The sequence below is a fragment of the Streptomyces sp. NPDC001056 genome (assembly GCF_053598955.1).
Genome location: NZ_JBSFLI010000016.1, coordinates 13,049 through 38,760, shown reverse-complemented (window position 1 = coordinate 38,760; position 25,712 = coordinate 13,049). Strand labels below are relative to the sequence as shown.

Annotated in this window: 18 protein-coding genes; 10 read left to right on the top strand and 8 right to left on the bottom strand. The window is 71.2% G+C overall.

Going from position 1 to position 25,712, the window contains the following annotated elements; translation table 11 throughout:
* Positions 1-21: 21 nt before the first annotated feature.
* Positions 22-1,017, top strand: a complete 996-nt coding sequence (gene galE / locus ACWDD7_RS19995) for a UDP-glucose 4-epimerase GalE (RefSeq protein ID WP_392217185.1) — start codon at positions 22-24, stop codon at positions 1,015-1,017.
* A gap of 47 nt (positions 1,018-1,064) precedes the next feature.
* A complete protein-coding gene (locus tag ACWDD7_RS19990) occupies positions 1,065-2,003 on the top strand; it encodes an ADP-ribosylglycohydrolase family protein (RefSeq protein WP_450458294.1) in 939 nt (312 codons plus the stop codon).
* A gap of 12 nt (positions 2,004-2,015) precedes the next feature.
* Here the strand turns inward: ACWDD7_RS19990 and ACWDD7_RS19985 are convergent, their stop codons facing one another.
* The gene (locus ACWDD7_RS19985) at positions 2,016-2,654 is read right to left on the bottom strand and encodes a TetR/AcrR family transcriptional regulator (protein WP_351875156.1); all 639 of its coding nucleotides are present in this window, start codon (positions 2,652-2,654) and stop codon (positions 2,016-2,018) included.
* Between the two features lie 207 nt (positions 2,655-2,861).
* On the opposite strand from ACWDD7_RS19985, the gene ACWDD7_RS19980 reads away from it, so the two are divergent.
* The 4 genes from ACWDD7_RS19980 to ACWDD7_RS19965 all read left to right on the top strand — a co-directional run bounded on the left by ACWDD7_RS19980 (position 2,862) and on the right by ACWDD7_RS19965 (position 8,667).
* Positions 2,862-3,773, top strand: coding sequence for an ABC transporter permease (locus ACWDD7_RS19980; RefSeq protein ID WP_450458293.1), 912 nt, complete (start codon positions 2,862-2,864; stop codon positions 3,771-3,773).
* The gene (locus ACWDD7_RS19975; RefSeq protein ID WP_450458292.1) at positions 3,766-4,617 is read left to right on the top strand and encodes an ABC transporter ATP-binding protein; all 852 of its coding nucleotides are present in this window, start codon (positions 3,766-3,768) and stop codon (positions 4,615-4,617) included. Before ACWDD7_RS19980 ends, ACWDD7_RS19975 begins: the two co-directional genes overlap by 8 nt.
* A gap of 181 nt (positions 4,618-4,798) precedes the next feature.
* The gene (locus ACWDD7_RS19970; protein ID WP_450458291.1) at positions 4,799-6,994 is read left to right on the top strand and encodes a CDP-glycerol glycerophosphotransferase family protein; all 2,196 of its coding nucleotides are present in this window, start codon (positions 4,799-4,801) and stop codon (positions 6,992-6,994) included.
* Positions 6,991-8,667: a glycosyltransferase family 2 protein gene (locus ACWDD7_RS19965; protein ID WP_392217192.1), complete on the top strand. Its 1,677-nt coding sequence runs from the start codon at positions 6,991-6,993 to the stop codon at positions 8,665-8,667. Before ACWDD7_RS19970 ends, ACWDD7_RS19965 begins: the two co-directional genes overlap by 4 nt.
* A gap of 94 nt (positions 8,668-8,761) precedes the next feature.
* On the opposite strand, the gene ACWDD7_RS19960 is transcribed toward ACWDD7_RS19965, so the two are convergent.
* The gene (locus ACWDD7_RS19960) at positions 8,762-10,276 is read right to left on the bottom strand and encodes a hypothetical protein (protein ID WP_450458290.1); all 1,515 of its coding nucleotides are present in this window, start codon (positions 10,274-10,276) and stop codon (positions 8,762-8,764) included.
* A gap of 211 nt (positions 10,277-10,487) precedes the next feature.
* On the bottom strand, positions 10,488-15,449 hold the full coding sequence (locus ACWDD7_RS19955) for an NAD-glutamate dehydrogenase (RefSeq protein WP_450458289.1): 4,962 nt from the start codon (positions 15,447-15,449) through the stop codon (positions 10,488-10,490).
* A 575-nt stretch (positions 15,450-16,024) separates the two neighbouring features.
* Between ACWDD7_RS19955 and ACWDD7_RS19950 the strand changes: the two genes are divergently transcribed.
* Complete coding sequence (locus tag ACWDD7_RS19950) at positions 16,025-16,591, top strand: DJ-1/PfpI family protein (protein ID WP_392217195.1); 567 nt, start codon at positions 16,025-16,027, stop codon at positions 16,589-16,591.
* Positions 16,592-16,627: 36 nt separating this feature from the next.
* Here the strand turns inward: ACWDD7_RS19950 and ACWDD7_RS19945 are convergent, their stop codons facing one another.
* Positions 16,628-17,302, bottom strand: coding sequence for an HAD family hydrolase (locus tag ACWDD7_RS19945; protein ID WP_351875136.1), 675 nt, complete (start codon positions 17,300-17,302; stop codon positions 16,628-16,630).
* Positions 17,303-17,359: 57 nt separating this feature from the next.
* Complete coding sequence (locus tag ACWDD7_RS19940; protein ID WP_450458288.1) at positions 17,360-17,872, bottom strand: DUF6912 family protein; 513 nt, start codon at positions 17,870-17,872, stop codon at positions 17,360-17,362.
* A gap of 331 nt (positions 17,873-18,203) precedes the next feature.
* Here ACWDD7_RS19940 and ACWDD7_RS19935 point away from each other — a divergent pair, with 331 nt between their 5' ends.
* Positions 18,204-18,734: an Rv3235 family protein gene (locus tag ACWDD7_RS19935; protein ID WP_450458287.1), complete on the top strand. Its 531-nt coding sequence runs from the start codon at positions 18,204-18,206 to the stop codon at positions 18,732-18,734.
* Between the two features lie 178 nt (positions 18,735-18,912).
* Here the strand turns inward: ACWDD7_RS19935 and secA are convergent, their stop codons facing one another.
* Positions 18,913-21,729, bottom strand: coding sequence for a preprotein translocase subunit SecA (gene secA / locus ACWDD7_RS19930; protein WP_450458286.1), 2,817 nt, complete (start codon positions 21,727-21,729; stop codon positions 18,913-18,915).
* Positions 21,730-21,982: 253 nt separating this feature from the next.
* On the opposite strand from secA, the gene ACWDD7_RS19925 reads away from it, so the two are divergent.
* Complete coding sequence (locus ACWDD7_RS19925; RefSeq protein WP_450458285.1) at positions 21,983-22,555, top strand: GNAT family N-acetyltransferase; 573 nt, start codon at positions 21,983-21,985, stop codon at positions 22,553-22,555.
* 47 nt (positions 22,556-22,602) lie between these two features.
* Entirely contained in the window at positions 22,603-23,778 is a 1,176-nt protein-coding gene (locus ACWDD7_RS19920; protein WP_450458284.1) for a winged helix-turn-helix domain-containing protein, read from the top strand.
* A gap of 16 nt (positions 23,779-23,794) precedes the next feature.
* On the opposite strand, the gene ACWDD7_RS19915 is transcribed toward ACWDD7_RS19920, so the two are convergent.
* Complete coding sequence (locus tag ACWDD7_RS19915; protein WP_351875120.1) at positions 23,795-24,550, bottom strand: response regulator transcription factor; 756 nt, start codon at positions 24,548-24,550, stop codon at positions 23,795-23,797.
* A gap of 205 nt (positions 24,551-24,755) precedes the next feature.
* Positions 24,756-25,448 (bottom strand): ribosome hibernation-promoting factor, HPF/YfiA family, encoded by a 693-nt coding sequence (hpf, locus tag ACWDD7_RS19910; RefSeq protein ID WP_285562396.1) that lies wholly within the window; start codon positions 25,446-25,448, stop codon positions 24,756-24,758.
* Positions 25,449-25,712: the final 264 nt, after the last annotated feature.

Below are 25,712 nucleotides of genomic sequence, written 5' to 3'. Positions count from 1 at the left end.
GAGGCCGGGAAGAGAATCATCGTGTCTGTCCTTATCGCCGGTGGAGCGGGTTACATCGGAAGCACCGTCGCGTCGGCCTGTCTGGACGCGGGCATCACCCCGGTGATCCTCGACAGCCTTGTGCGGGGCCGCGCCGAGTTCACCGAGGGACGCGTCTTCTACGAGGGCGACATCGCGGACGGGGCCCTGGTCGACCGGATCTTCGCGGAGCACCCGGACATCTCGGCCGTGGTGCACTGCGCGGCGCTGATCGTGGTGCCGGAGTCGGTGGCGGACCCGATCGGCTACTACGAGGCGAACGTCGCCAAGAGCCTGGCCTTCGTCGGCCATCTGCACCGCAACGGCTGCGACCGCCTCATCTTCAGCAGTTCGGCCTCCATCTACCGGGCCGAGGACGGCTCCCCCGTCACCGAGGACTCGCCGCTGGCGCCGCAGAGCCCCTACGCCCGGACCAAGGCGGTGTGCGAGGAGATGTTCGCCGACATCGCCGCGGCCGGGAAGATGCGGGTGCTGTCCCTGCGCTACTTCAACCCGGTCGGCTCCGATCCCCTGCTGCGCACCGGTCTCCAGCTCAAGCGGCCCAGCCACGCGCTCGGGATGCTGATCCAGGCCCACCAGAACGGCACGCCGTTCCCGGTCACCGGCGTGGACTACCCGACGCGCGACGGCACGGGCATCCGCGACTACGTGCACGTCTGGGACCTCGCGGCGGCCCACATCGCGGCGATCGAGCGTTTCGACGCCATCCTCGACGAGGCGGAGCCGTCGATCGCGATCAACCTGGGCACGGGCTCCGGCACGACGGTGCGGGAGCTGTGCGCGGCCTTCAACAACGTCGTGAGCACCCCCCTCGCGACGATCGACACCGATCCACGGCCCGGCGACGTCGCCGGCGGCTACACCACGAGCGACCGCGCGGCCCGGCTGCTGGGCTGGACACCGGAACTGTCCCTGGAGGACGGCATCCGCTCCGCGCTGGACTGGATCCCGGTGCGCGACAAGATGCTGGGGGGCTGATCCCCGGGGGCGGTCCGGCACCCGGTCCGCCTCAGTACGCTGAGCCCGTGCCTCCCGCTCCCTCAGCCCTCGATCGGGCCATCGGTGCCGTCGTCGGCTCCGCGGTCGGCGACGCCCTGGGCGCGCCCTTCGAGTTCGGGCCCGAGGGCGCTTTCTCGCAGCGCTTCCCGACCCCCGGCGGCGAGATGTGCGGCGGTGGCGGCTGGGAGCCCGGGGAGGCCACGGACGACACGCAGATGGCCGTACTCGTCGGGGAGTCGCTCCTGGAGCGCGGCGGCCTCGATCTCGCCGACGTCTTCCGGCGCTTCCGGCGCTGGGCCGCCGCCGAGCCGAAGGACATCGGGTTGCAGACGGAGGCCGTGCTGACCGGCGGACATCCGTGGGACACCGCCGCCGAGCTGCACTTCCGGAGCAGTCAGCGGGCCGCGGGAAACGGGGCGTTGATGCGGGCCGCGCCCTCCGCGGTGTACTTCGCGCGGCACGGCCGTACCGCCACCCTCGACGCCGCCCGCCGTCTCGCCGCGCTCACCCACGGCGACCCCGCCGCCGGCGAGGGCACGGCCGTGCTGCACGAACTGGTGCGGGTGGCGCTGGCCGGCGACGACCCGCTGGCCGCCGTGCCCAAGACGCTGACCGCCCTGCGCCCCGGTCACCGGGAGCGGTTCGCCGTGGTGCTCGCCCCCGGCTGGCACCCGGACCGGGCCACCGAGTTCAACGGCGCGGTCTGGCCCTGCCTCGGGTCCGCCGTGTGGGCGCTGCGGACGACGGGGTCGTACGAGGAGGCCGTCCGCGCGGCCGTCGACCTGGGCGGCGACACGGACACCGTGGCGGCGGTCACCGGTGCGCTGGCGGGGGCCGTCCACGGGATCGGCGCCGTACCGGAGCGCTGGACGCGCGTCCTGCACGTACCGCTCCCGGGCTTCGGCGGGCGCGTCCTGCGCGCACCGGACCTGGTCGCCCTCGCCCGCGCTCTCACCCCCGCCTGAGCCCCGCCGCCCTCACAGCGCCTTCAGCGCCCCCGCCGTCGCCCGTGCCAGCTTCTCCAGATAGCCCTTCGGGGGCTTCGGGGAGCGGATGACCACGGAGCGCCAGTACAGGGGGCCGGAGATGAGGTCGAGGGAGAGGTCGGGGTCGAGGTCGGGGCGGAGTTCGCCGCGGGCGGTGGCCGCGGCGACGATCTTGCTGGCCACGCCCTCCTGGCCGTCACGCAGGGCCTTCTGGAATGCCTCGGCGATGTCGGGGTTGCGGGCGGCCTCGGCCTGGAGGTCGGGGATGATCTGGGAGGCGACCGGGTGGCGCAGGGCGCGGGAGGTCACCTCGTAGAGGAGGCGCAGGTCGCCCTCCAGGGAGCCCGTGTCCGGCACGGGCAGGCCCAGGACCGCCATCGCGGAGACCACGTCGAGCACGAGGTGGAGCTTGGAGCGCCAGCGCCGGTACACCGCCGTCTTGCCGACCCCCGCCCGCCGCGCGATCCCCTCGATGCTCATGCGCGCGTAGCCCACCGCGGCCAGTTCCTCGAAGACGGCCGCCCGGATGGCCTCGGTCACATCCGGGCGCAGCACCGCGGCCCCGGCAGGGGTACGGCGGCGCGCAGGCTTCGGCGGTTCGTCGGCGGGCCCGGCGGCGTTCGTGGTCATGGAACCAGCATAGGGCGTTACGACGAAACGGTTGCGTTGCGACGTCACATGGTTCTACGCTCACGTTGCGACGATACGGTCCCGTCCCGTCGTAAGAGAACGTGAAGAGAATCGTAAGGAAACGGCGGACCACGGGACCGGCCCGCCGCGGACCCGGCCACAGTCGGAGCCGTGGCACCCCCCTCCCCCCGAGCGAAAGCAGCGGATGTGAGCCAGGTCCTCGACACACCGCCCCCGATCCAGGCCCCGGCCGACGACCTCAAGGCGCTGGCCGCCCGGCACGGCCTGTCGGTGAGCGGCGCCCGCCCCTCGCTGCCGGAGTACATCCGCCAGCTGTGGGACCGGCGCCACTTCATCACCGCCTTCGCCACCGCCAAGCTCACCGCGCAGTACAGCGAGGCGAAGCTCGGCCAGGTCTGGCAGGTCATGACCCCGCTGCTGAACGCGGCGGTCTACTATTTCATCTTCGGCGTCCTGCTCGGCACCAAGAGGGGCGTCCCGGACTACATCCCCTTCCTGGTCACCGGCGTGTTCGTGTGGACGTTCACGCAGAGCTCGATCCAGGTCGGCACCCGGGCGATCTCCGGCAACCTCGGCCTGGTGCGCGCCCTGCACTTCCCGCGCGCCGCCCTGCCGATCTCCTTCTGCATCCAGCAGCTCCAGCAGCTGCTGTTCTCGATGGCCGCCCTCGTCGTCATCCTGCTCTGCTTCGGCGTGCCGGTCAGCGTCTCCTGGCTCCTGGTGATCCCCGCGCTGTTCCTCCAGTTCACCTTCAACGCGGGCGTGGCGATGATCATGGCCCGCTGGGGCGCCAAGACCCCCGACATCGCCCAGCTGATGCCGTTCATCCTGCGCACCTGGATGTACGTGTCCGGCGTGATGTGGAGCATCGACAAGCTCACCAAGAACGACCACCTGCCGCACGTCGTCACCGTCCTGCTGCAGACCAACCCCGCCGCGGTCTACATCGACCTCATGCGCTTCGCCCTGATCGACAGCTTCCACGCCCGGCAGCTGCCCCCGCACGTGTGGCCGATCGCCGTCGGCTGGGCCCTGCTCGCCGGTGTCGGCGGCTTCATCTACTTCTGGAAGTCTGAGGAGACGTACGGCCGTGGCTGAGCAGACCGAGCGCACCCAGCAGATCGCGCACACCGACCGGGTCCCCACCGTCGTCGCCGACGGGGTCGACATCGTCTACCGGGTCAACGGCACCGGCGCGGGCCGCGGCTCCGCCACCGCCGCCCTCAACCGCATCATGCGCCGCAAGCAGGCCGAGAAAGCCGCCGGCGTGCGCCGGGTGCACGCGGTGAAGAAGGTGTCGTTCGTCGCCTACAAGGGCGAGGCGATCGGCCTCATCGGCACCAACGGCTCCGGCAAGTCCACCCTGCTCAAGGCCGTCGCCGGCCTGCTGCCGGTGGAGAACGGCCACATCTACACCAACGGTCAGCCCTCCCTCCTCGGCGTCAACGCGGCACTGATGAACGACCTCACCGGTGAACGCAACGTCCACCTCGGGGGCCTCGCCATGGGCATGTCCCGCGAGCAGATCAAGGAGCGCTACCAGGACATCGTCGACTTCTCCGGGATCAACGAGAAGGGCGACTTCATCACCCTTCCGATGCGCACGTACTCCTCCGGCATGGCCGCCCGGCTGCGCTTCTCCATCGCCGCCGCCAAGGACCACGACGTGCTGCTCATCGACGAGGCCCTGGCCACCGGCGACCGCAGGTTCCAGGTGCGCTCGGAGGAGCGGATCCGCGAGCTGCGCGCGACGGCGGGCACCGTCTTCCTGGTCAGCCACAACAACAAGTCGATCCGCGACACCTGCGAGCGGACGCTGTGGCTGGAGCGCGGCGAGCTGCGCATGGACGGCCCCACCGAGGAGGTCATGAAGGAGTACGAGGCCTTCACCGGCGACAAGTCCGACAAGGCGAAGAAGCCCGCCCCGAAGAAGGACGCGTAACGCGCCCGGAAACTCATCACCGCGTAAAGGTGGCCAAGGGGGGCAACCAGGGACCCGGGACGTCTGTCTAACAACCGGGTCCCTTCTTCTTACCCCGAACGTGGTCATCCCTTTCATCCGCTTAGTGACAGTATGTTATGAAGGGTGATCCTCCACCGAAGAGCCGAAGGAGTCCATCGCGATGCCCCAACTCAGCGTCATCGTCTACGGACCCAACGCGCAGGGGCATCTGACGGAGCTACTCGACTCCCTGGAAGCGCATCCCCTGTCCGACGCCGAGATCGTGGTCGCCGCGGTCGGTGACTGGGCCCGCGAGACGGCCGAGGGACACGCCCCCGACACCGTCGTGGTCCCGCTCCCCGACGGCACCACGGACGCGGCCGCCCGCGCCGCGGGCGCCGCGCGCGCCTCGGGCCGCTGGCTGCACTTCGTGCACGCCAAGGACGGCCTGCCGGCCGGCGCGCCCCGCCTGATCGCCGAGCGCGCCGCCGAGCTGGACGACACCGTGGACGTCCTCCTCCTCGACCACCTCACCACCACCTGGCAGAGCGCCGCCCGCCCCTCCCGCGACGGCCGCTTCCTCGCCGCCGTCGGCCGCGCCGCCCTGCCGCTGGACGAGGCCGCCGACCTGCTGCGCCTCACCCCGCTGCTCGGCAACCGCGCCCTGCGCAGGGAGTTCTGGCAGGCCCACGAGGAGCTGCTCACCACCGAGGACGAGCCGCGCGCCGCCGGTACCGCCCTGCTGTGCGCGGGCCGCGTCGCCTGCCTCAACCAGGTGGCGTACGAGAACCGCGAGCTGCGCCCCGAGAGCCTGCCGCCGCTCGCCCCCGAGGACCGCTTCGGGCTCATCGAGCGCTACGAGGCGCTGATGCCGCTCACCCGCGACCGCCGCGCCCCGCGGGTGGTGCTCTACGACCTGATGATGCGCGACCTGGTACGCACCTTCGCCGGTGAGAACCTGCCCGACGACGTGGCCCGCGAGTTCTTCCGCCGCGCCTCTCTCGCGGCGGTGCGCTGGCGCCCCGAGCGCCACGAGCGCCCGGCGGGCGTGGAGGGCGTACGGCACGCCCTGCTGGAGGAGGGCGCGTACACCAGGTACCGCGCGTTCCAGGCCGCCAACCGCGCCCGCCGCGCCGCCAGGAAGGCCGTGCGCACCCGCAAGCGCGAGGTGGGCGCCAAGCTGCGCGAACAGCAGTACCGGCGCGCCCTGAGCCGCCCCGTCGATCCCGACCTGGCGGTGTTCGCGGCCTACTGGGAGCGCGGGGTGGCCTGCAACCCGGCCGCGATCGCCGCCGAGCTGGCCCGGCTCGCCCCGCACATCCACCCGGTGTGGGTGGTGTCCAAGGACAACACGGCCCTGCTGCCGCCCGGCACCGACCACGTGGTCCCGGGTACCCGCCGCTACTGGGAGGTGCTGGCCACCGCCAAGTACCTCGTCAACAACGTCAACTTCCCCAACGCGGTGGTCAAACGGCCCGACGCCGTCCACCTCCAGACCCACCACGGCACCCCGCTCAAGCGCATGGGCCTGGACCAGATGGAACACCCGGCCGCCGCCAAGGGGCTGGACTTCGCCGCGCTGCTCGCCCGCATCGACCGCTGGGACTACAGCGTCAGCGCCAACAGCCACTCCACCCGGATGTGGGAGCGCGCCTACCCGGCCCGCTACACCTCGCTGGACTACGGCTATCCGCGCAACGACGTCTTCTACACGAGCGACGCGGAGGCGGTCCGCGCGGCCCGCGCCCGGCTCGGCATCGCCCCCGGCAAGACGGCGATCCTCTACGCCCCCACCCACCGCGACTACGAGGCCGGCTTCACCCCCCGCCTCGACCTCGCCGAACTCGCCGACCGGCTGGGCGAGGACACGGTCCTGCTGGTGCGCGCCCACTACTTCTACGGCGGCGCCACCTCCCCGCTGACCGGCCTGCGCCGCTCCGGCCGGCTCATCGACGTCTCCTCCTACGACCCCGTCGAGGAACTGTGCCTGGCCGCCGACGCGCTGGTCACGGACTACTCGTCGATCATGTTCGACTACGCCAACCTGGACCGCCCGATCGTCGTCTACGCCGACGACTGGGAGACCTACCGCACCACCCGCGGCGTCTACTTCGACCTGATGACCGACCATCCGGGCCAGGTCGCCCGCACCCAGGAGGAGCTGACGGAGATCTTCCGCTCCGGCGCCTGGCGCGACGACAACGCGGCCAAGGCCCGCGCCGCCTTCCGGCGCCGGTTCTGCGAGTACGACGACGGGCGCGCCGCCGAACGGGTCGTACGCCGGGTGTTCCTGGGCGAACCGGAGGAGGCGCTGCCACCGGTGCTGCCGATCGAGGACCGCACCCCCGCCCCGACCCCCGAGGAGGCCACGGCATGACGAGCCCGGCCACGACCCCCGACGTCACGGTCACCGTCATCGTGTACAACGACGCGGCCCGCCTGCCCCGGGCGGTCGCCTCGCTGCGCGCGCAGACGCACGCCGACATCGAGATCGTCATCAGCGACGACCACTCCACCGACGACACGCCCGCGGTGGCGCGCCGTCTGGAGGCGGAGGACCCGCGCGTGCGCTATCTCCGGCTGCCGGAGAACAGCGGCGGGTGCAGCGCCCCCCGCAACCGGGCCATCGAGATCGCCCGCGCGCCGTATCTGATGTTCCTCGACAGCGACGACGAACTGCCGCCGCGAGCCGTGGAGTTGCTGCTGGCCGCGCACCGCGAGCGCGAGGTCGACTTCACCATGGGCGCGGTGCGCCGGGTGCGGGTGGACAACGGGCGGCGCACGACGTGGATGCCGCACCTGGTCGCCGAGCGGCGCACGGTCGAGGGCATCGAGGAGGACCCGCGGCTGCTGTTCGAGCACCTGTCGACCAGCAAGATGTACGCGCGGTCCTTCCTGGACCGGCACGCACTGCGCTTCCCCGAGGGCATCCACTACGAGGACCAGCTCTTCTCGGCCCAGGCGTACTGCCTGGCGAAGGCGTTCACGATCATCCCGGACCCGGTGTACGTCTGGTACATCGACCCGTACGCGGCGGCCGCGTCGGCGTCCATCTCCAACCAGCGGCACAAGGTCAGCAACGTGCGTGACCGGGTCCACGTGCAGCGGCTCATCGACGACTTCCTGGTGGAGAGCGGGCACGCGGGGCTGCGCGAGGACAAGGACTTCAAGTTCCTCAAGCACGACTTCCGGATGTACGCCGGCGACCTGCCGTACCGGGACGAGGAATGGCTCGGCGCGTTCGCCGACATCATGAACCCGTACCTGGACACGCTGGCGCCGGGCGCGTTCGCCCGGCTGCCGCGGCCCGAACGGGTGGTCCTGGAGCTGCTCCGCTCCGGCCGCCTCGCGGACGCGCGGCTCGCGGCGCGGGGGCTCGGCCAGGACGTCGCGCCACGGCAGATCACGACGGACGCGGCGGGCGTGCCGTACTGGGGAGCGGGCGTTCCCGACACCGAGCGGGGCCGACGCGAACTGGACGTCTCCGACCTGGAGTTGGACACGCGCCCCTTCCCGACGGCGCAGTTCCGGCACGAGATCACGGAGCTGAGCCGGGGCAGCGGGGCGACGCTGACGCTGTCCGTCCGCACGTACGACCCGGGGCTGCGGCTTCCCGTCGGACCCCAGCGTGCCGGACTGATCGTCTCCCCCGGCGGGCGCCGGATGACGGTGCCGTTCCGTCTGGACCCGGTCAGCCCGGGTGTCTTCGAGGGCACGGTACGGCTGGACCTCGCCGCCGCGCGCATTCCCCTCCAGGGCTTCCAGGGCATCCGCCACCCCCTGGTCCGCCTCAACCAGCAGGGCCTGTGGAACTCCGGCGTCCTCCTGGCCCCCCTGGACTTCCCGACGGCCACGACCCGCGTCGACTACCGCTCGGGGGCGACGCCGCACGAGGTCACGGTGGAACCGGAGGGACGCAACCCCGGCCGCCTGCAGCTGCGCTGGGAGCCGGTGGGGGTGACGGCGGCGGTGATCCGGCCGGTCCTGCACAAGATCGCCCGGCCGAGGGTGCGCAGGGCGGCGAAGCTGGTGGCGAGCGTCCTGAAGTAACTCCCGGGACAGTGCCGTAGTACCGCGGGCCCGTGGACATCCACGGGCCCGCGGTGGTTTGTCGCGCGGTTCCCCGCGCCCCTTACGGGGTGCTTCAGGGCTCGACGCGGTACAGGACCTGGTGCCCGGGACCCGTCGTCACCCTCCGCAGGCCGGGGCCGGCCAGGTCGGCCGAGCCCACGACCCACCGGACCCCGTATTCCCGCACGATCCCCCGTCGCTGCGCCGCGGACGTCCCGCCCGCGAAGAACCGGTCCACCGCGGCCGACCGCCGCGCGGAGTCCCGGAGAAACACATCCGGATAACCCGGCGCCACGGTGTATCCCCCGTACGCCGGAATCTGCCGCGCCGGAAACGTCCGGGCCATCACCACGTCCCCGTACCGCACCCACGGCGTGATCCAGTGATAACCGGTCCACGGCGCCTCGTACCTGGCGGCCAGCACGGACGGCAGCGCGTCCTTCCCGGTCACGTACCCGAGCGTCCCGGCCTGCGCCCACGCCCCCACCGCCAGCGCGAGGCCGAGCGCACACGCCCACCCGGCCCGCACCGCCCGCCGCCCGGCGGACACCACCTCCAGCGCGGCCGCGAGCTGCGCCGGGATCAGCGCGGCGGGCAGCGCGCGGCCCCAGGAGTAGTGCCCGGTCAGCCCGCCGGCCGCGACGACCAGCGCGCCGAGGACGAAGAAGAGCGCCAGCGCGTCCCACCGGTTTCGCCGCAGGCGCGGCACCAGCGCCGCCACCCCCAGCAGCACCAGCCCGAACCGTACGAACAGGTGCTGGTACAGCGACTTGTGGATCGCCTCCAGATCCGCCCCGGCGGAGAACAGCGAGAAGAAGTCGTAGTACGGCCACAGCCACAGCAGCACGGCCCCGAGCGCCAAGCCGCCCCCGAGCCGCAGCCACACGTCCCGGCCCGGACGGGCGGAGACGACCATGGCCAGCGCCCCGAGCGTGGCGACGACGCCCGTGAACTGGTGGCAGAGCAGGATCAGCGCCCACAGCACGCCGAGCCCCAGCCAGCGCCCCCAGGACGCCCGCGACCGCAGCGACCGGGTGAGCCAGGCCCAGAAGTGGAAGGTGAGCCCGAGCGCGAACACGCTCGGATAGGAGATGGTCAGGGCGAGGGAGTGCAGCCCGATGAAACCGCTCCAGTTGAGGACGTCGGTCCCCCACAGCAGCACCAGGCCGAGCAGGGCGAGCGCCGGCGCGGCGCGATGCGCGCTGAGCGTGCGGACGTACCGCCACACCCCCGTGACCAGCAGGGTCAGACCCACGAGCGCGCCGATGCGCAGCACCACGAACACCGACAGACCGCTCACCTTGGCGAGCGCGCCCAGCAGCAGCATCCACGGCGAGTAGTACGGACTCGGCGTGTCCGCGTCGACCAGCGGATTGCCGGGGTGCAGCAGGTCGTGCCCGAGCCGCTGGATCGTGGCCGCGTGCATGCCGAGGTCGCCGATCCACGGCAGCCGGACGATCACCGCCAGCAGCAGCGCCACCACGAGCACCGCGGCCACCTGCGGCACCGCCCGCGCCGCCCGCGCGCCGCCGCTCGACGGCTCCCGGCGGCTCACCTGTTCTTCGAGGTCAGACTGCGCTGCGTGCATTCTGCTGGAACACCCATGTCCGATAGACGAGAAAACGAAAAGCGGAGGCGAGAACGATGGACAGCGCAAACCCTATCCGAAAGAAACCGATGAGCAGGAAAAGGTAAATCCACCCATCTCCTTTGTGCAAAGGTCGGCAAGAAAAGGAACGCCCCGGGCCGATTCCTCATCGGCTCGGGGCGTTCTCGGCCTCGTACGGGTATCGGCGCGGCTACGAGTGCGTGCGCAGCAGCGTCCGCATCGTCCGCATCGCCACCGACAGGTTGGCGAGGTCGAAGGAGTCCGAACCGCGGATCTCCTCCAGGGTGGTGCGCGCCCGGCTCAGGATGGGGGCGTTCTTCTGCTCCCAGGCCGTGAAGCGCTGCTCCGGCGACGAGGTGCCGTTGCCCACCGCGAGCACGTCCGCGGTGAGGGCCGCGTGCGCCGCGTAGAGGTCCTCGCGGATGGAGGCGCGGGCCATGGACTGCCAGCGGTCGTTGCGCGGCAGCTCGATGATGCGGTCCATCAGCTGGGTGATGCCGAGGCGGTCGGCGAGGTCGTAGTAGACCTCGGCGACGTCCAGCGGCTCCTTGCCCATGCGGTCGGCCACCGACACGATGTCGAGCGCCGGGAAGGCGGAGGAGAACCCGGCCACGCGGCTGGCGAGTTCGTCCGGGACGCCGGCCGCCGACAGCTCGTCGTACACGTGCTGGTACCACTCCAGGTCCGCGCCCCGCACCAGCTTGGGCAGCTGCTGCCAGACCTGCTCGACGCGCTCGGCGAAGAACTCCACCGTCTCGGCGAGCTGGAGCGGCTGCGGCCGGTTGTTGAGCAGCCAGCGGGTGCCGCGCTCGACCAGACGGCGCGAGTGCAGACGGATGCGGGTCTGGACGCCGGCGTCGACCTGGTTGTCCAGGGCCTCCACCGCGTCCCACACCGGGGCCGAGCAGAAGATCGCGCGGGCCGCGGTCTGGGCCCGGACGATCTCCTCCAGGGAGGCGCCGGTCTCCTCGCGCAGGCGGTGCAGATACGTCGTACCGCCCGTGTTGACCGTGTCGTTGACCAGCACCGTGGTGGTGATCTCGCGGCGCAGCGGGTGGTTGTCGACGGCTTCCGTGAACCGCTCGCGCAGGGCGGTCGGGAAGTAGGCGTGCAGCAGGCCGCGCAGGTACGGGTCGTCCGGCAGCGAGGTGCCCAGCAGCTCCTCGGCGACCGTGATCTTCGTGTACGCCATGACGACGGCCGTCTCGGGGCCGGTCAGGCCCTGGCCCTGGCCGAGGCGCTCGCGGATCTGGCGGTCGGTCGGCAGGAACTCCAGCGCCCGGTCCAGGTGGCCCTCGCGCACCAGGTGGCGGAGGAACCGCTGCTGGGCGTGGAGCATGTCCTTGGCCTGGAACAGCGCGTTGGCGAGCGCGGTGTTCTGCGCGTAGTTGTTGCGCAGCACCAGCGAACCGACCTCGTCGGTCATCTCCGCGAGCAGCTTGTTGCGCTGCTTGACGGTCATGTCGCCGTCCGCGACCAGGCCGTTCAGCAGGATCTTGATGTTCACCTCGTGGTCGGAGGTGTCCACGCCGGCGCTGTTGTCGATCGCGTCGGTGTTGATCTTGCCGCCGTGGTGGGCGAACTCGATGCGGCCGAGCTGGGTCAGTCCCAGGTTGCCGCCCTCACCGACGACCTTGACGCGCAGGTCGGCACCGTCGACGCGGATGGCGTCGTTGGCCTTGTCGCCGACGTCCGCGTTGGACTCCGCGGACGACTTCACGTAGGTGCCGATGCCGCCGTTCCACAGCAGGTCGACCGGCGCCTCAAGGATCGTCTTCATCAGGTCGGCCGGGGTCATCTTGGCGACCTTGCCCTCGATGCCGAGGGCCTCGCGGATGTGCGCGTTGAGCTGGATCGACTTGGCGCTGCGCGGGAAGATCCCGCCGCCCGCCGACAGCAGCTCGGTGTCGTAGTCGGCCCAGCTGGAGCGGGGCAGCTCGAACAGGCGGCGGCGCTCGGCGTACGAGGTGGCCGCGTCCGGGTTCGGGTCGATGAAGATGTGCCGGTGGTCGAAGGCGGCGACCAGACGGATGTGCTCGGACAGCAGCATGCCGTTGCCGAACACGTCGCCGGACATGTCACCGATGCCGACGACCGTGAAGTCCTCGGACTGGGTGTCCACGCCCAGCTCGCGGAAGTGCCGCTTGACGGACTCCCACGCGCCGCGCGCGGTGATGCCCATGCCCTTGTGGTCGTAGCCCGCCGAACCACCGGAGGCGAAGGCGTCGCCCAGCCAGAAGTTGTACTTCTCGGCGACCCCGTTGGCGATGTCGGAGAAGGTGGCGGTGCCCTTGTCGGCCGCGACGACCAGGTAGGTGTCGTCGCCGTCGTGCCGCACCACGTCCTTGGGCGGCACGACCTCGCCGGCGACCATGTTGTCGGTGATGTCGAGCAGCGCCGAGATGAACGTCTTGTAGCTGGCGACGCCCTCCGCGAGCCACGCGTCCCGGTCCACGGCCGGGTCCGGCAGCTGCTTGGCGACGAAGCCGCCCTTGGCGCCGACCGGCACGATGACGGTGTTCTTCACCATCTGCGCCTTGACCAGGCCGAGGATCTCGGTGCGGAAGTCCTCGCGCCGGTCGGACCAGCGCAGACCGCCGCGCGCGACCTTGCCGAAGCGCAGGTGCACGCCCTCGACGCGCGGCGAGTACACCCAGATCTCGAACGCCGGGCGCGGCGCGGGCAGGTCGGGAATGGCCTGCGGGTCGAACTTCATCGACACGTAGTCGTGCGGGTGGCCGTCGGGGCGCCGCTGGAAGAAGTTGGTGCGCAGGGTCGCCTTGATGACGGTCAGGAAGGAGCGCAGGATGCGGTCCTCGTCCAGGCTCGCCACCTGGTCCAGGGCCGCGTCCAGCTCCTCCAGCAGGGCGTCCGTCAGCTCCAGGCCGGCCTGCTGGCGCTCCGGGGACATACGCGCCTCGAACAGCGAGACGAGCAGCCGGGTGGTGTGGACGTTGTTGCGGAGGGTGTCCTCCATGTAGTCCTGCGAGAAGGTCGAACCGGCCTGGCGCAGGTACTTGGCGTAGGCGCGCAGCACCATCGCCTCGCGCCAGGTCAGCCCGGCGCTGAGCACGAGGGCGTTGAAGCCGTCGTTCTCCGCGCGGCCGGTCCAGGTCGCGGCGAACGCCTCCTGGAAGCGCTCACGGCCGTCGTCGCCCAGGAAGTCGCCGCCGGCGGCGCCGAGCGACCTGGGGATGCGCAGACCGAAGTCGTAGATCCAGCCGGTGGTGCGGTCCGAGCAGCGCAGCTCGTACGGCCGCTCGTCCACGACCTCGACGCCGATGCGCTGCAGGACGGGCAGCACGGCGGACAGGGAGACGGAGGCGCCCTTGCGGTAGATCTTGAAGCGGCGCTCGTCGGGGGCGGCGCCGACCGGCTCGTACAGGCTCAGCGCGAAGTCGTTGCCCGGCTCCTCGGTCAGCCGCTCCAGGTGCACGAGGTCGGCCACGGCCGCGCGCGGCGTGTGGTCGGCCTTGTAGCCCTCGGGGAAGGCGTTGGCGTAGCGGCGCTGCAGCTCGGCGGCACGCTCCTCGCCCAGCTCGGCGTTGAGCGCCTCGGCGAACCCGTCCGTCCAGGAGCGGGCGGCCTCGACCAGGCGGGCCTCGATGCGGTCCTTGTCGGCCTCCGACAGCTCGGGCAGTTCGGTGCCCTGCGGGACGCGGACGACGAAGTGCAGCCGGGACAGGATCGACTCGGTGTTCCAGGCGGTGAAGTCGACGCTGGTGCCGCCCAGCTCCTCCTTCAGGATCTCGATGATCCGCAGGCGCACGCCGGTGGTGTAGCGGTCGCGCGGCAGGTAGACGAGGGCCGAGTAGTAGCGGCCGTATTCGTCCTGGCGCAGGTACAGGCGCAGCCGGCGGCGCTCCTGGAGGTAGAGCACGCTGGTGACGATCGACTGGAGCTCGGCGGCGGGCGTCTGGAACAGCTCGTCGCGCGGGTAGGTCTCCAGGATCTGGAGCAGGTCGCGGCCGTCGTGGCTGTTGGGCGAGAACCCGGCGCGGTCCAGGACCTCGGCGACCTTGCGGCGGATGACCGGTACGCGGCGCACCGACTCGGTGTACGCGGCCGAGGAGAACAGGCCGAGGAAGCGGCGCTCCCCGACGACATTGCCGTCCTTGTCGAACTTCTTGACGCCGATGTAGTCCAGGTACGACGGCCGGTGCACGGTGGCCCGGCTGTTCGCCTTGGTCAGCACCAGCAGCTTGTGCTCGCGGGCCTTGGCGCGCGCGTCGGCCGGCAGCCGCTCGAAGGAGGGGCTGACCGGGTGCTGGTCGTCCTCGGCGTGGTGCGGGTCGGAACGCAGGATGCCGAGGCCGGTGCCGGGCACGGCGGCCAGGGTGTCGTCCTCGCGCAGCTGGTACTCGCGGAAGCCCAGGAAGGTGAAGTGGTCGGTGGCGAGCCAGCGCAGCAGTTCGCGCGCCTCCTCGACCTCGGGCTTCGGCAGGTCGGCGGGGACCGGCTCGCTCTCCAGCTCGCCGGCGATCTGCGCCGCCGCCTCCCGCATCTTCTCCCAGTCCTCGACGGCCTCGCGGACGTCGGACAGCACGCGCAGCAGGTCGGAGGTGATCTGCTTCAGATCGGCGCGGTCGGTCTCGCGGTCGACCTCGACGTGGATCCACGACTCGACGTGCGCGTCGTGCGGCAGGCCGGCGGCGTCGGCGGAGGTGGCCGGGGTCGGCAGGATCTCCAGCAGCCTGCCGGTGAGGTCGCGGCGGACCACGAACTGCGGGTGGATCACGACATGGATGCCGCGGCCGCCCCGGGTCAGCTCATTGGTGACGGAGTCGACCAGGAACGGCATGTCGTCGGTCACGACCTCGACGACCGTGTGGCTGCACGTCCAGCCGTTCTCCTCGACCGTCGGAGTGTGGACCCGGACGTTCGCGGTGCCCTGGGGACGGTTCTCGGCGAGACGGTAGTGCGAGACCGCGGCGCCGAAGACGTCCACCGGGTCGCGGTCGGCGAGGTCCTCGGGTGCGGTGTGCAGGTAGTAGCGCTGGAGGAACGCGAGGGTGGATTCGCTGTCCGGGGTGTCCGGGGAGCCCTCGCCCGTCGACCCGGTCGGTAGGTTCCCCCCGACCGGGCTGTTCTCAGCTACCCGGGCGGCCCGTTCGAGCAGCTCGGCCTTGGCTTCGTCCAGCTTGGTCTGCATTGTCCTCTGGCTCCTGTCGCGCGCCGTTGCGTGACGTAGAAGGAAGTACTGGCTCTTCCCCTGCGGCTCGACGCCACGGCCCGGGGTTTCCGGTCCGTTCCGACGCTATGCCGCCAGGCGGGATGAGCGGGGGGTATTCAGCCATTTCCGACACGGCCGTCGAGTGTGACGCCGCTCTCGGCACCGTCGCATTCCGGGCCGGCCTCGGCGTCCTGGGGGCATCGGCGCCCCCGTCCCGCCCGCGAGGACCAGCGAGCGCCGCCCGGTCACGGAGGTTCTCCGTGCAACCCGGGCGCGGGGCGGGAGCCACATCGCTCCCGCGAGCTATCGCGCTGATCACGCCACCAGGCTATCGCCCCTCACCCCGGAACCGTCATGAGCCGTATGTGTACAAAACAGGGGGTCAAACTTTGACGTTCTGCACAGGGCCGGGGGCCGTCCGGGTGGCGTAACCGGATTCGGCCAGGTGAGGGGCGGGGCGGGGTAGCGGCTCGCCGTCCCGCGCAGCACTCTGAAAGCGACGGACCAGGAGTTGCCGAGGGGTCCGTCCCCGTCTGTCCCGGAGGAGCGCCGACATGCCCGCGAAGATCCTCATCGTCACCGGCGACGCCGCGGAGTCCCTGGAGGTCCTCTACCCCTACCAGCGCCTGCGCGAGGAAGGCTACGACGTCGACATCGCGGCCCCCTCCCGCAAGACCCTCCGCTTCGTCGTGCACGACTTCGAGCCCGGTTACGACACCTACACCGAGAAGCCGGGGTACACCTGGCCCGCCGACCTCGCCTTCTCCGAGGTCGACCCCGGCGCGTACGCCGCCCTCGTCATCCCCGGCGGCCGGGCCCCCGAGTACCTGCGCAACGACCCCGAACTGCGCAAGATCCTCAAGGCCTTCTTCGACGCGGACAAACCGGTCGCCCAGATCTGCCACGGCCCCCTGCTCACCGCCGCGATCGACACCCTGCGCGGCCGGCGCGTCACCGCGTACCCGGCGCTGGAGCCCGACATGCAGTCCGCCGGCGCGAGCTTCCAGGACACGGAGACCGTGATCGACGGCACGCTGGTCTCCGCCCGCGCCTGGCCGGATCATCCGTCGTGGATGCGGGAGTTCGTCAAGGTGCTGCGGGCGAAGGCGCCGGTGAACTGAGCAGCCGCGGCGCACAGGGCGCCCACGAAGGCCCGCTCACGCGGCTACGGCTATGCGCTGCGCGACCTCCACCGCCTCCGCCAGCGTGTCCACCACGGGCACGCCGACCTCCTCCAGGCTGGCCCTGCTGTGCGACCCGCCGGTGTACAGCACCGCCCCGGCCCCCACGTACCGCGCCGCCACGGCGTCGTCCGCCGCGTCCCCGATCACGACCGTCCGCCCCGGCTCCACCGCCCCCGTGAGCCGGGACAGATGCCGCACCATGTGCTCCGCCTTGCTCCCCCCGGACGGCCCCGTCCGCCCGTCGACGCGCAGGAACTGCTCCTCGATCCCGAACCCCCGCACGAGCGGCACCAGTTCCTCGTGCCCGTACATGCTCAGCAGGGACTGGCTGTGCCCCGCCGTCCGCCACCCCCGGAGCAGCTCCGCCGCCCCGTCGGTCAACGCGCACCGCGCCCGCTGCTCCGCGTACCGCCGATGGAATATCCCGTCCATCAGCTCCCACTCGGCCTCGCTCGGCAGCCGCCCCATCAGCCGCTCGTAGAACTTCGGCACGGGCACGCAGTACAGCGCCCGGTACTGCTCCAGCGTGATCGGCGCCAGCCCCAGCTCCGCGAAGGCCGCGTTGGTCGCCCCGATGATCGCCTCGTTGTCGTGGAACAGCGTCCCGTTCCAGTCCCAGACGATGTGCGCGCGTGCGTGCTTCCCCATGCCCACGACCGTACCCGCCCCCACTGACAATCCGGCCGGGCGGCCGGTCCCGCCCGGTCAGCCCCGCCCGACGAGGCTGGGGATCTCCTGCGTGGCGTACCACAGCAGCTCGTGGTCGTCCGCCCCGTCCACGACGGACTGCGCGTCGTCGTCCCCGCCGTCCGCATCCGCCAGCGCCCGCGCCGCCGCGCTCACGTCCCGCTCCGCGTCGTCGGCGTCGAGATGGACCGCCGCCGCCTTGGCGAGCGGCACCGTCACGGTCACGGTCACCTCGCCCAGCGCGGCCGGGTCGAGCCCGCGGTCCGGGTCGACCGTCGTGGCGCCGTCGGAGACGTCCACGGCCACCACGACCCGGCGCCGCGGGGCGCCCTCGTCGGCCGCGAGCAGGCGCAGGGAGGCGAGCGCGGCCCGGCCGAGCGCGGCGTACTCGAGCTCCTCGATGTCGTCGGAGCGGCACCACTCGCGCAGGGCGGGCGTGACGGCGTACCCGACGAAGGGGCCGGTCCCCAGCTCACCCGTCCTGTGCGCCTCGGCGAGACCGGTGAGGGTCAGGGGGACGTAGACGCGCATGCTGGCCGCTCTTTCCTGGTCGAAGGCTCCGCGGGACCCCGGGTCGGGGGCGCGGCCCCCGCCTTCCGGAGGGCCTTCAGGATACGTGCGGCTGTCCCCTTTCGAGTCCCTGCCCAGACCCCCCAGGCGTCAGCCGCACGCGTCACACCTCACCCGGTGCACCCGCGGGACCTCGGGGCTCAGAACCCTGTCCATCCCCCTGAGGGGTGAATCCTCTCGCCCCCTCGCCACCACCGCCCGCGTCCTTGCCGCGCGGTCCCGTGCCCCGTACAAGAGCCCCACCACCTGGTTACCGCCCGGTATCACCCGGGCCCGCCGAACGGGGACCCCCATGAACAAGGTCATGAGCCGCAGCCCTCTCCCCCGCCCCCGCCACCGCCCCCCGACCCGCCACGACACCCGCCGCCCCTCCTCGGCCCCGCGCCGCGCGTCCGCCGACAGCCGTACGACCGCCCGTACGGCAGGCCGGCAGCCGTCCCGGAGCGGCCCGGCACCGGCCCAGCCGCCCCGCACAGCCCCGCAAGCCCCCGCCGGGCCCCCTCGCCCCACCGACCTCTTCGCGGACCGTCTGCTGGCCGTCCTCAGCGGTCAGCGCCCGGTGCACTGGATGCTCCGCCACACGGCGGGCCGCGCCTACGACGACCTGGCCCGCCTCGCCGCGCGCGCCCCCTTGCGCACGCGGGGCGCCCGCCCGGTCGTCCGCGACATCGGCTACTACGTCGCGCGCGAGGGCGCGCTGGAGGTCTTCGCCCGCGTCGCCGCGGGCAGCCGGCTCCGCGCCCTCGCCTTCCGCCTCGAACTCGGCGCCGACCTGCGCTGGCGCTGCACGGCCGTGGAAACGGGCCCCCGCGCGGCGCCCTAGCCGGGCCGGGCGGGGACGCCTGTGGTCTGTCGGGGGGGCAGCCACGCTGTGGCCGATCGTGCGGTCGTGCGGTCGTGCGGTTGTGCGGCACAGCAGGCGCCCCGGCGCAGGGCGCTCAAGACGGAGCAACGCGAAGGGCCGGGCCCCCGAAGGAACCCGGCCCCTCACGGAGTGAGCGTCACTTCTTGCGACGCCGGCCGCCCTTGGCCTGCTTGCGCCGCTCCGCCCGCGTCAGCCCGTCCGACTCCGACCGCACCGGCCCGTCGTCCTCAAGGTCGCGCTCGACGATGCCGCCCTCGCCGTCCACGGTCGGCGCGGAGAAGTGCAGGTCCCGCCGCTGCGGAACGTCGAGGCCCTTGGCCCGGATCTCCGGACGTCCCGCACCCGCCTGCGCCGGCACCGCGTCCTGGACGCCCTCGCCGACCGGCTCGGCGGCCTCCTCGACCGGCACCTCCTCGACCTGCTGCTCGACCTGGACCTCCAGGTTGAACAGGTAGCCGACGGACTCCTCCTTGATGCCCTCCATCATCGCGGTGAACATGTCGAAGCCCTCGCGCTGGTACTCGACCAGCGGGTCCTTCTGCGCCATCGCGCGCAGGCCGATGCCCTCCTGGAGGTAGTCCATCTCGTAGAGGTGCTCGCGCCACTTGCGGTCGAGGACCGACAGCACGACCCGCCGCTCCAGCTCCCGCATGATCTCGGAGCCGAGCTGGGCCTCGCGGGCCTCGTACTGCTCGTGGATGTCCTCCTTGATGGACTCCGAGATGAACTCGGCGGTCAGACCCGCACGGTCGCCGGCCGCCTCCTCCAGCTCCTCGACGGTGACCTTCACCGGGTAGAGCTGCTTGAAGGCGCCCCACAGCCGCTCCAGGTCCCAGTCCTCGGGGAAGCCCTCGGCGGTCTCCGCGGCGACGTACGCGTCGATCGTGTCGTCCATGAAGTGCTGCACCTGCTCGTGCAGGTCCTCGCCCTCCAGCACGCGCCGGCGCTCGCCGTAGATGACCTCGCGCTGCCGGTTGAGCACCTCGTCGTACTTCAGGACGTTCTTGCGCGTCTCGAAGTTCTGCTGCTCGACCTGCGACTGCGCGGAGGCGATGGCGCGGGTGACCATCTTGTTCTCGATCGGCACGTCGTCCGGCACGTTCGCCATGGACATCACGCGCTCGACCATCTGCGCCTTGAACAGGCGCATCAGGTCGTCGCCGAGGGAGAGGTAGAAGCGGGACTCGCCGGGGTCGCCCTGACGGCCGGAACGGCCGCGCAGCTGGTTGTCGATGCGCCGGGACTCGTGCCGCTCGGTGCCGAGGACGTAGAGGCCGCCGAGCTCCTCGACCTCCTCCTTCTCCGCCTTGACGGCCTGTTCGGCCTTCTCCAGGGCGGCGGGCAGGGCCGCGGCCCACTCCTCGATGTGCTCCTCGGGGTCGAGGCCGCGCTGGCGCAGCTCCGCCTCGGCGAGGTCCTCGGGGTTGCCGCCGAGCTTGATGTCCGTACCACGGCCGGCCATGTTGGTGGCGACCGTGACGGCCCCCTTGCGGCCGGCCTGGGCGACGATCGACGCCTCACGCTCGTGGTGCTTGGCGTTCAGCACCTCGTGCTGGATGCCGCGCTTGCTGAGCTGCTGCGAGAGGTACTCGGACTTCTCGACGGAGGTGGTGCCGACGAGGATCGGCTGGCCCTTCTCGTGCTTCTCGGCGATGTCGTCCACGACCGCCTCGAACTTGGCCACCTCGGTGCGGTAGATCAGGTCGGACTGGTCCTTGCGCACCATCGGCTTGTTGGTCGGGATGGGGACCACGCCGAGCTTGTAGATCTGGTGGAACTCGGCGGCCTCGGTCATCGCCGTACCGGTCATGCCGGAAAGCTTGTTGTAGAGGCGGAAGAAGTTCTGGAGGGTGATGGTGGCGAGCGTCTGGTTCTCGTCCTTGATGTCCACCCCTTCCTTCGCCTCGATCGCCTGGTGCATGCCCTCGTTGTAGCGGCGGCCGGCGAGGATACGGCCGGTGTGCTCGTCGACGATCATGACTTCGCCGTCGATGACGACGTAGTCCTTGTCCTTCTTGAACAGTTCCTTCGCCTTGATGGCGTTGTTCAGGTAGCCGACGAGCGGGGTGTTCACCGACTCGTAGAGGTTGTCGATGCCCAGCCAGTCCTCGACCTTGCCGACACCGGACTCGTGGATGGCGACGGTGCGCTTCTTCTCGTCCACGTCGTAGTCGCCGGTCTCCTCGACGCCCTTGAGCGGGTTGCCGGCCTCGCCCTTCTTCAGGCGCAGCACGAGCTTGGCGAAGTCGCCGTACCACTTGGTGGCCTGGTCGGCCGGGCCGGAGATGATCAGCGGCGTACGGGCCTCGTCCACGAGGATGGAGTCGACCTCGTCCACGATGGCGAAGTTGTGGCCGCGCTGCACCAGCTCGTCCTGCGACCACGCCATGTTGTCGCGCAGGTAGTCGAAGCCGAACTCGTTGTTGGTGCCGTAGGTGATGTCGCACGCGTACTGCTCGCGGCGCTGGGCCGGCGTCATGTTGGCGAGGATGACGCCGACGTCGAGGCCCAGGAACTTGTGGACGCGGCCCATCATCTCGGAGTCGCGCTCGGCCAGGTAGTCGTTGACCGTGACGATGTGGACGCCGTCGCCGGACAGCGCGTTCAGGTACGCGGGAAGGGTGCCGACGAGGGTCTTGCCCTCGCCGGTCTTCATCTCGGCCACGTAGCCGAGGTGGAGCGCCGCGCCGCCCATCAGCTGCACGTCGTAGTGACGCTGCCCGAGGACGCGCTTGGCGGCCTCGCGGACGGTGGCGAACGCCTCGGGGAGCAGGTCGTCCAGGCTCTCACCATCGGCGTACCGCTGCTTGTACTCCTCGGTGAGGGCCCGCAGCTCGGCGTCGGAGAGGTCGACGAAGTCCTCTTCGATGGAGTTGACCTGGTCCGCGATGCGGTGCAGCTTGCGCAGGATCTTGCCTTCGCCTGCACGCATGATCTTCGAGAGGACGGACACGGGGGCTGGTCTCCTTGCCGGTCGGGCCTGGGACGGTCGGTTTTCCATGTGACGTACTGAGCAACGGCCATCGTATGCGAGGACCCCGCTGCGCCGGGAGGGCCTGGCGCCCCGGCCGCTGCTTCACAGGAACAACGGACCGGATATCCGGATAGTGCCGCATCCGCGCAGGGATTTGTGCGAAATGTGATCGCGCGCTCACGGATCGCGGAAAACGATGGCCCCTGCGGGGCGGCAGGAGCAAAATCGCCCGATGGAACCCGTCACGCTCACCACCGGCCGTCTCCGTCTGCGCGCCGTCGGACCGGCCGACACCGAGGCCGTGTACGAGGCCGCCCAGGACTCCGACATCCGGCGCTGGACCACGATCCCCTCCCCGTACCTGCCCGAGCACGCCCGTGGCTTCACGCACGAGATGGTCCCGGACGGCTGGGCGAACGGTTCGATGTTCACCTGGGGGATCTTCCTCGCCGGCGGGGAGCTGGCGGGCATGCTCAGCCTGTCCATGCGCGGGCCGGCCGCGGCGGAGGTCGGTTTCTGGGCCGCCAAGGAGCACCGCGGCCGAGGCTACGTCACCGAGGCCGTGCTCACCGCGTGCCGCTGGATCTTCACCGACCTGGGCGTGGACCGGGTCGAGTGGCGCGCCGAGGTCGGCAACCACGGCTCGCGCGGGGTCGCCGAACGCGCGGGCTTCACCCTGGAGGGCACCCTGCGCTCCGCCATCAACAACAAGGGGGTACGGCGGGACTGCTGGATCGCCTCCCTGCTCCCCTCGGACCTCGGCCTGCCCTCCACGGCCCCGTATCTGCCGGGCCCCGGGCGGTGACCGCCTCTCGGCACGGGTTGTCAGTGCCGCCCTCTATCGTCCGAGGCATGACGACCCTGCCGCGCCCGACCACCATGCTCACCGCGGACGACGCCCGCCGTATCGCCCTGCGGGCCCAGGGCCTGCTCGGCGCGCCCGACCGGCGGGCCGGGGTGCGCGGGGTGCTGCGCCACCTCGGCGCGGTCCAGCTCGACACCATCTCGGTCCTCGCCCGCTCGCACGAACTGGTGCCGTACGCCCGCCTCGGCGCGGTCGGCCGCAAGACGGTCGAGGACGCCTACTGGCGGGACACGCACGCCTTCGAGTACTGGTCGCATGCCGCCTGCATCCTGCCCGTCGAGGAGTGGCCGCACTTCGCCTTCCGCCGCCGCGCCTACCGCGACCGCCCGCACTGGAACCACCAACTCCCCGACGGCGCCTACGAACAGGTCGTCAAGCAGCTGCACACCGAGGGCCCGCTGACCGCGACCGAACTGGGCGGCGCGAAGCGGACCAGCGAGTGGTGGGACTGGTCCGGCACCAAGGTCGCGGTCGAACGAGCCCTGATGTACGGCGAGGTGGTGTGCGTCGAACGCCGCGGCTGGAAGCGGGTGTACGACCTCGCCGAGCGCGCCGTCCCCGCGTCCCTGCTGCACGACGAGCTGGACGACGCCGAGTGCCTGCGCCGTCTGGTCCGGCTGGCCGGCGAGTCCCTGGGCGTGGGCACCCGCGCGGACATCGCCGACTACCACCGGCTCAGGGGCGATCAGGTGGACGCGGTGATCGCGGACTCCGGCCTGGTGCCGGTCGAGGTCGAGGGCTGGGGCCGGCCGGCCTGGGCGGACCCGGCGGCCCTGGCGACCCCGCCGCGCGGCCGCCACCGCACCACCCTGCTGTCGCCGTTCGACTCGCTGATCTGGGAACGGGCGCGCACGGAACGGATCTTCGGCTTCACCCACCGCCTGGAGGCGTACGTCCCGAAGCCCAAGCGGGTGTACGGCTACTTCGCCATGCCGGTGCTCGCGGGCGGCCGGCTGGTCGGGCGTGTCGACCCTGCTCGGGAGGGCCGCACCCTGGTGGCCCGGCAGGTCACCCTGGACGGCCCCAAGGCGGTCCCGGCGGTCGCCCAGGCCCTGCTGGAGGCCGCCACGTGGGTCGACTGCACGAACGTCCGGGTGGAGCGCGTGGACGCCCCCGCCCTGCGCGGACCGCTCACCGCGGAACTCGCCCGCGCCCTCGACTAGCCCCGGTGCCCGGCGGCTAGCGGATCTCCAGGATCTTCTCCCGCATCGCGTAGACCACGGCCTCCATGCGGGAGTGCAGCTGCAGTTTCTCCAGGATGTTGCGGACGTGGTTCTTCACGGTGTTCTCGGAGATGAACAACTCCTTGGCGATATCCCGGTTGTTCATCCCGGTGGCCACGAGTTTGAGGACTTCCAGTTCACGGTCGGTCAGCCGGGGCGCGGGCACCAGCCGGCGCTCGTCGGTGCGCTGGATCATCGACTTGAACTCGGTGAGGAGTTTCGACGCCATGGACGGGCTGATCTGCGACTGTCCGTCGGCGACCGCGCGGATGGCGGTCGCCACCTCGTCGGTGGAGATCTCCTTGAGCAGGTATCCCGTCGCGCCCGCCTTGATCGCGTCGTAGAGGTCGGCCTCCTCGTCGCTGATCGTCAGCATGATGATCTTCGCGCTGGGGGCCACCTCCTTGATGGAGGTGCACGCCTCGATCCCGCCCCTCCGGGGCATCCGGACGTCCATCAGCACGATGTCCGGGAGCAGATCGGCGGCCTTGTCGACGGCCTCGGCCCCGTCACCCGCCTCGCCGACGACCTGGATGTCCTCCTCGGCCGCGAGCACGATCTCCAGGCCGCGCCGGAAGAGCGCGTGGTCGTCCACCACCAGGACTCTGATCGGTTCCTCGCGTGGCGAGCCCCCGCCGGGGCCCATGCCGAGCACACCGTGGTCGGTGTCGTCGGCCTCCTCGCTCCGCATCGGTCCGAAGGTGTCCGCCATCGTTCCTCCCCCTGAAGGCTGTGGCCTGTGTGGTCCCGTGCCATCGCCAACCCAAGGCAGCGGCCCACCGGTTGGGCCCTTGCGTCCATGATTTCATGCCGGAACGACACCGAGGCGCCGTGCGCGGCGTGAACTGGTCGCACACGGGTGCCCCGGGGGCGCACACGCGCTCCAGGGGCACCGTTCCGGTTGGGACCCCGGGCGGTCAGCCGCCCAGCGTGCCCCCTGCCGCTGGGGGCTGCGCCTCGGCGACCATCGGGTCCGTGCTGAGGTGGATCACGCCGTAGTCGTAGGCGTGGCGCCGGTAGACGACGCTCGGTTCCTTCGTCTCGGAGTCGACGAACAAGTAGAAATCATGGCCGACCAGTTCCATCTCGTAGAGGGCCTGGTCGAGGCTCATCGGGGAGGCGACGTGCGTCTTCTCACGGACGACGAGGGGACCTTCGCCCTTGACCTCAAGCGAGCCGATCTTCGTGGTCGGCACTCCGTCCGTCTCGTCCTCCCCCACCGGGAGGCCGTTCCCGTTCAGCGTCGCCGCGCCCGGTACGTGGTCGGGAACCTCTGCCGCCGAGATCCGGCGTGCGCCCCGGCGCGAGAACCGCTTGTCGTGCTGCTTGCGCAACCGCGCGTCCAGCTTCTCCGCCGCCATGTCCAGCGCCGCGTACGGATCGCTGGCGGCCGCCTCCGCCCGGATCACCGGGCCACGGGAGCGGAGCGTGATCTCCACTCGGTCGCAGCGGTCGGCCTGTCGAGGGTTGGGCTCCTTGGACACCTCGACGTCGAGGCTGATCACCTTGCCATCGAGCTTCTGGATCTTCTCCAGCTTCAGCTTCTCGGCCACGTGCTTGCGGAACCGCTCAGGCACCTCGGTCTTGCGGCCTTTGACGACGATGTCCACGCAGAACTCCGTTCCCGGATCGCTCCGCTGCTTCGGCGGAGCATCTCCCTTTCGCACCAGGTCCGGTGGGCACCGGACCTCGGACTCGGTGACGTCCACCTCCTCCTCCCCCAAGGGCGGGATGTCCATCCCACGCGCGGGTGATTGCGGAAAACCCGCAGCACGGCATTCGGATATGAGAGGTGTGGCCTGCGCCTCTTTCCTCACACCCGAACATATCTCGCCCGGACGGCTGTCGTCACCCTCTACCGCCGCGTACCTCCG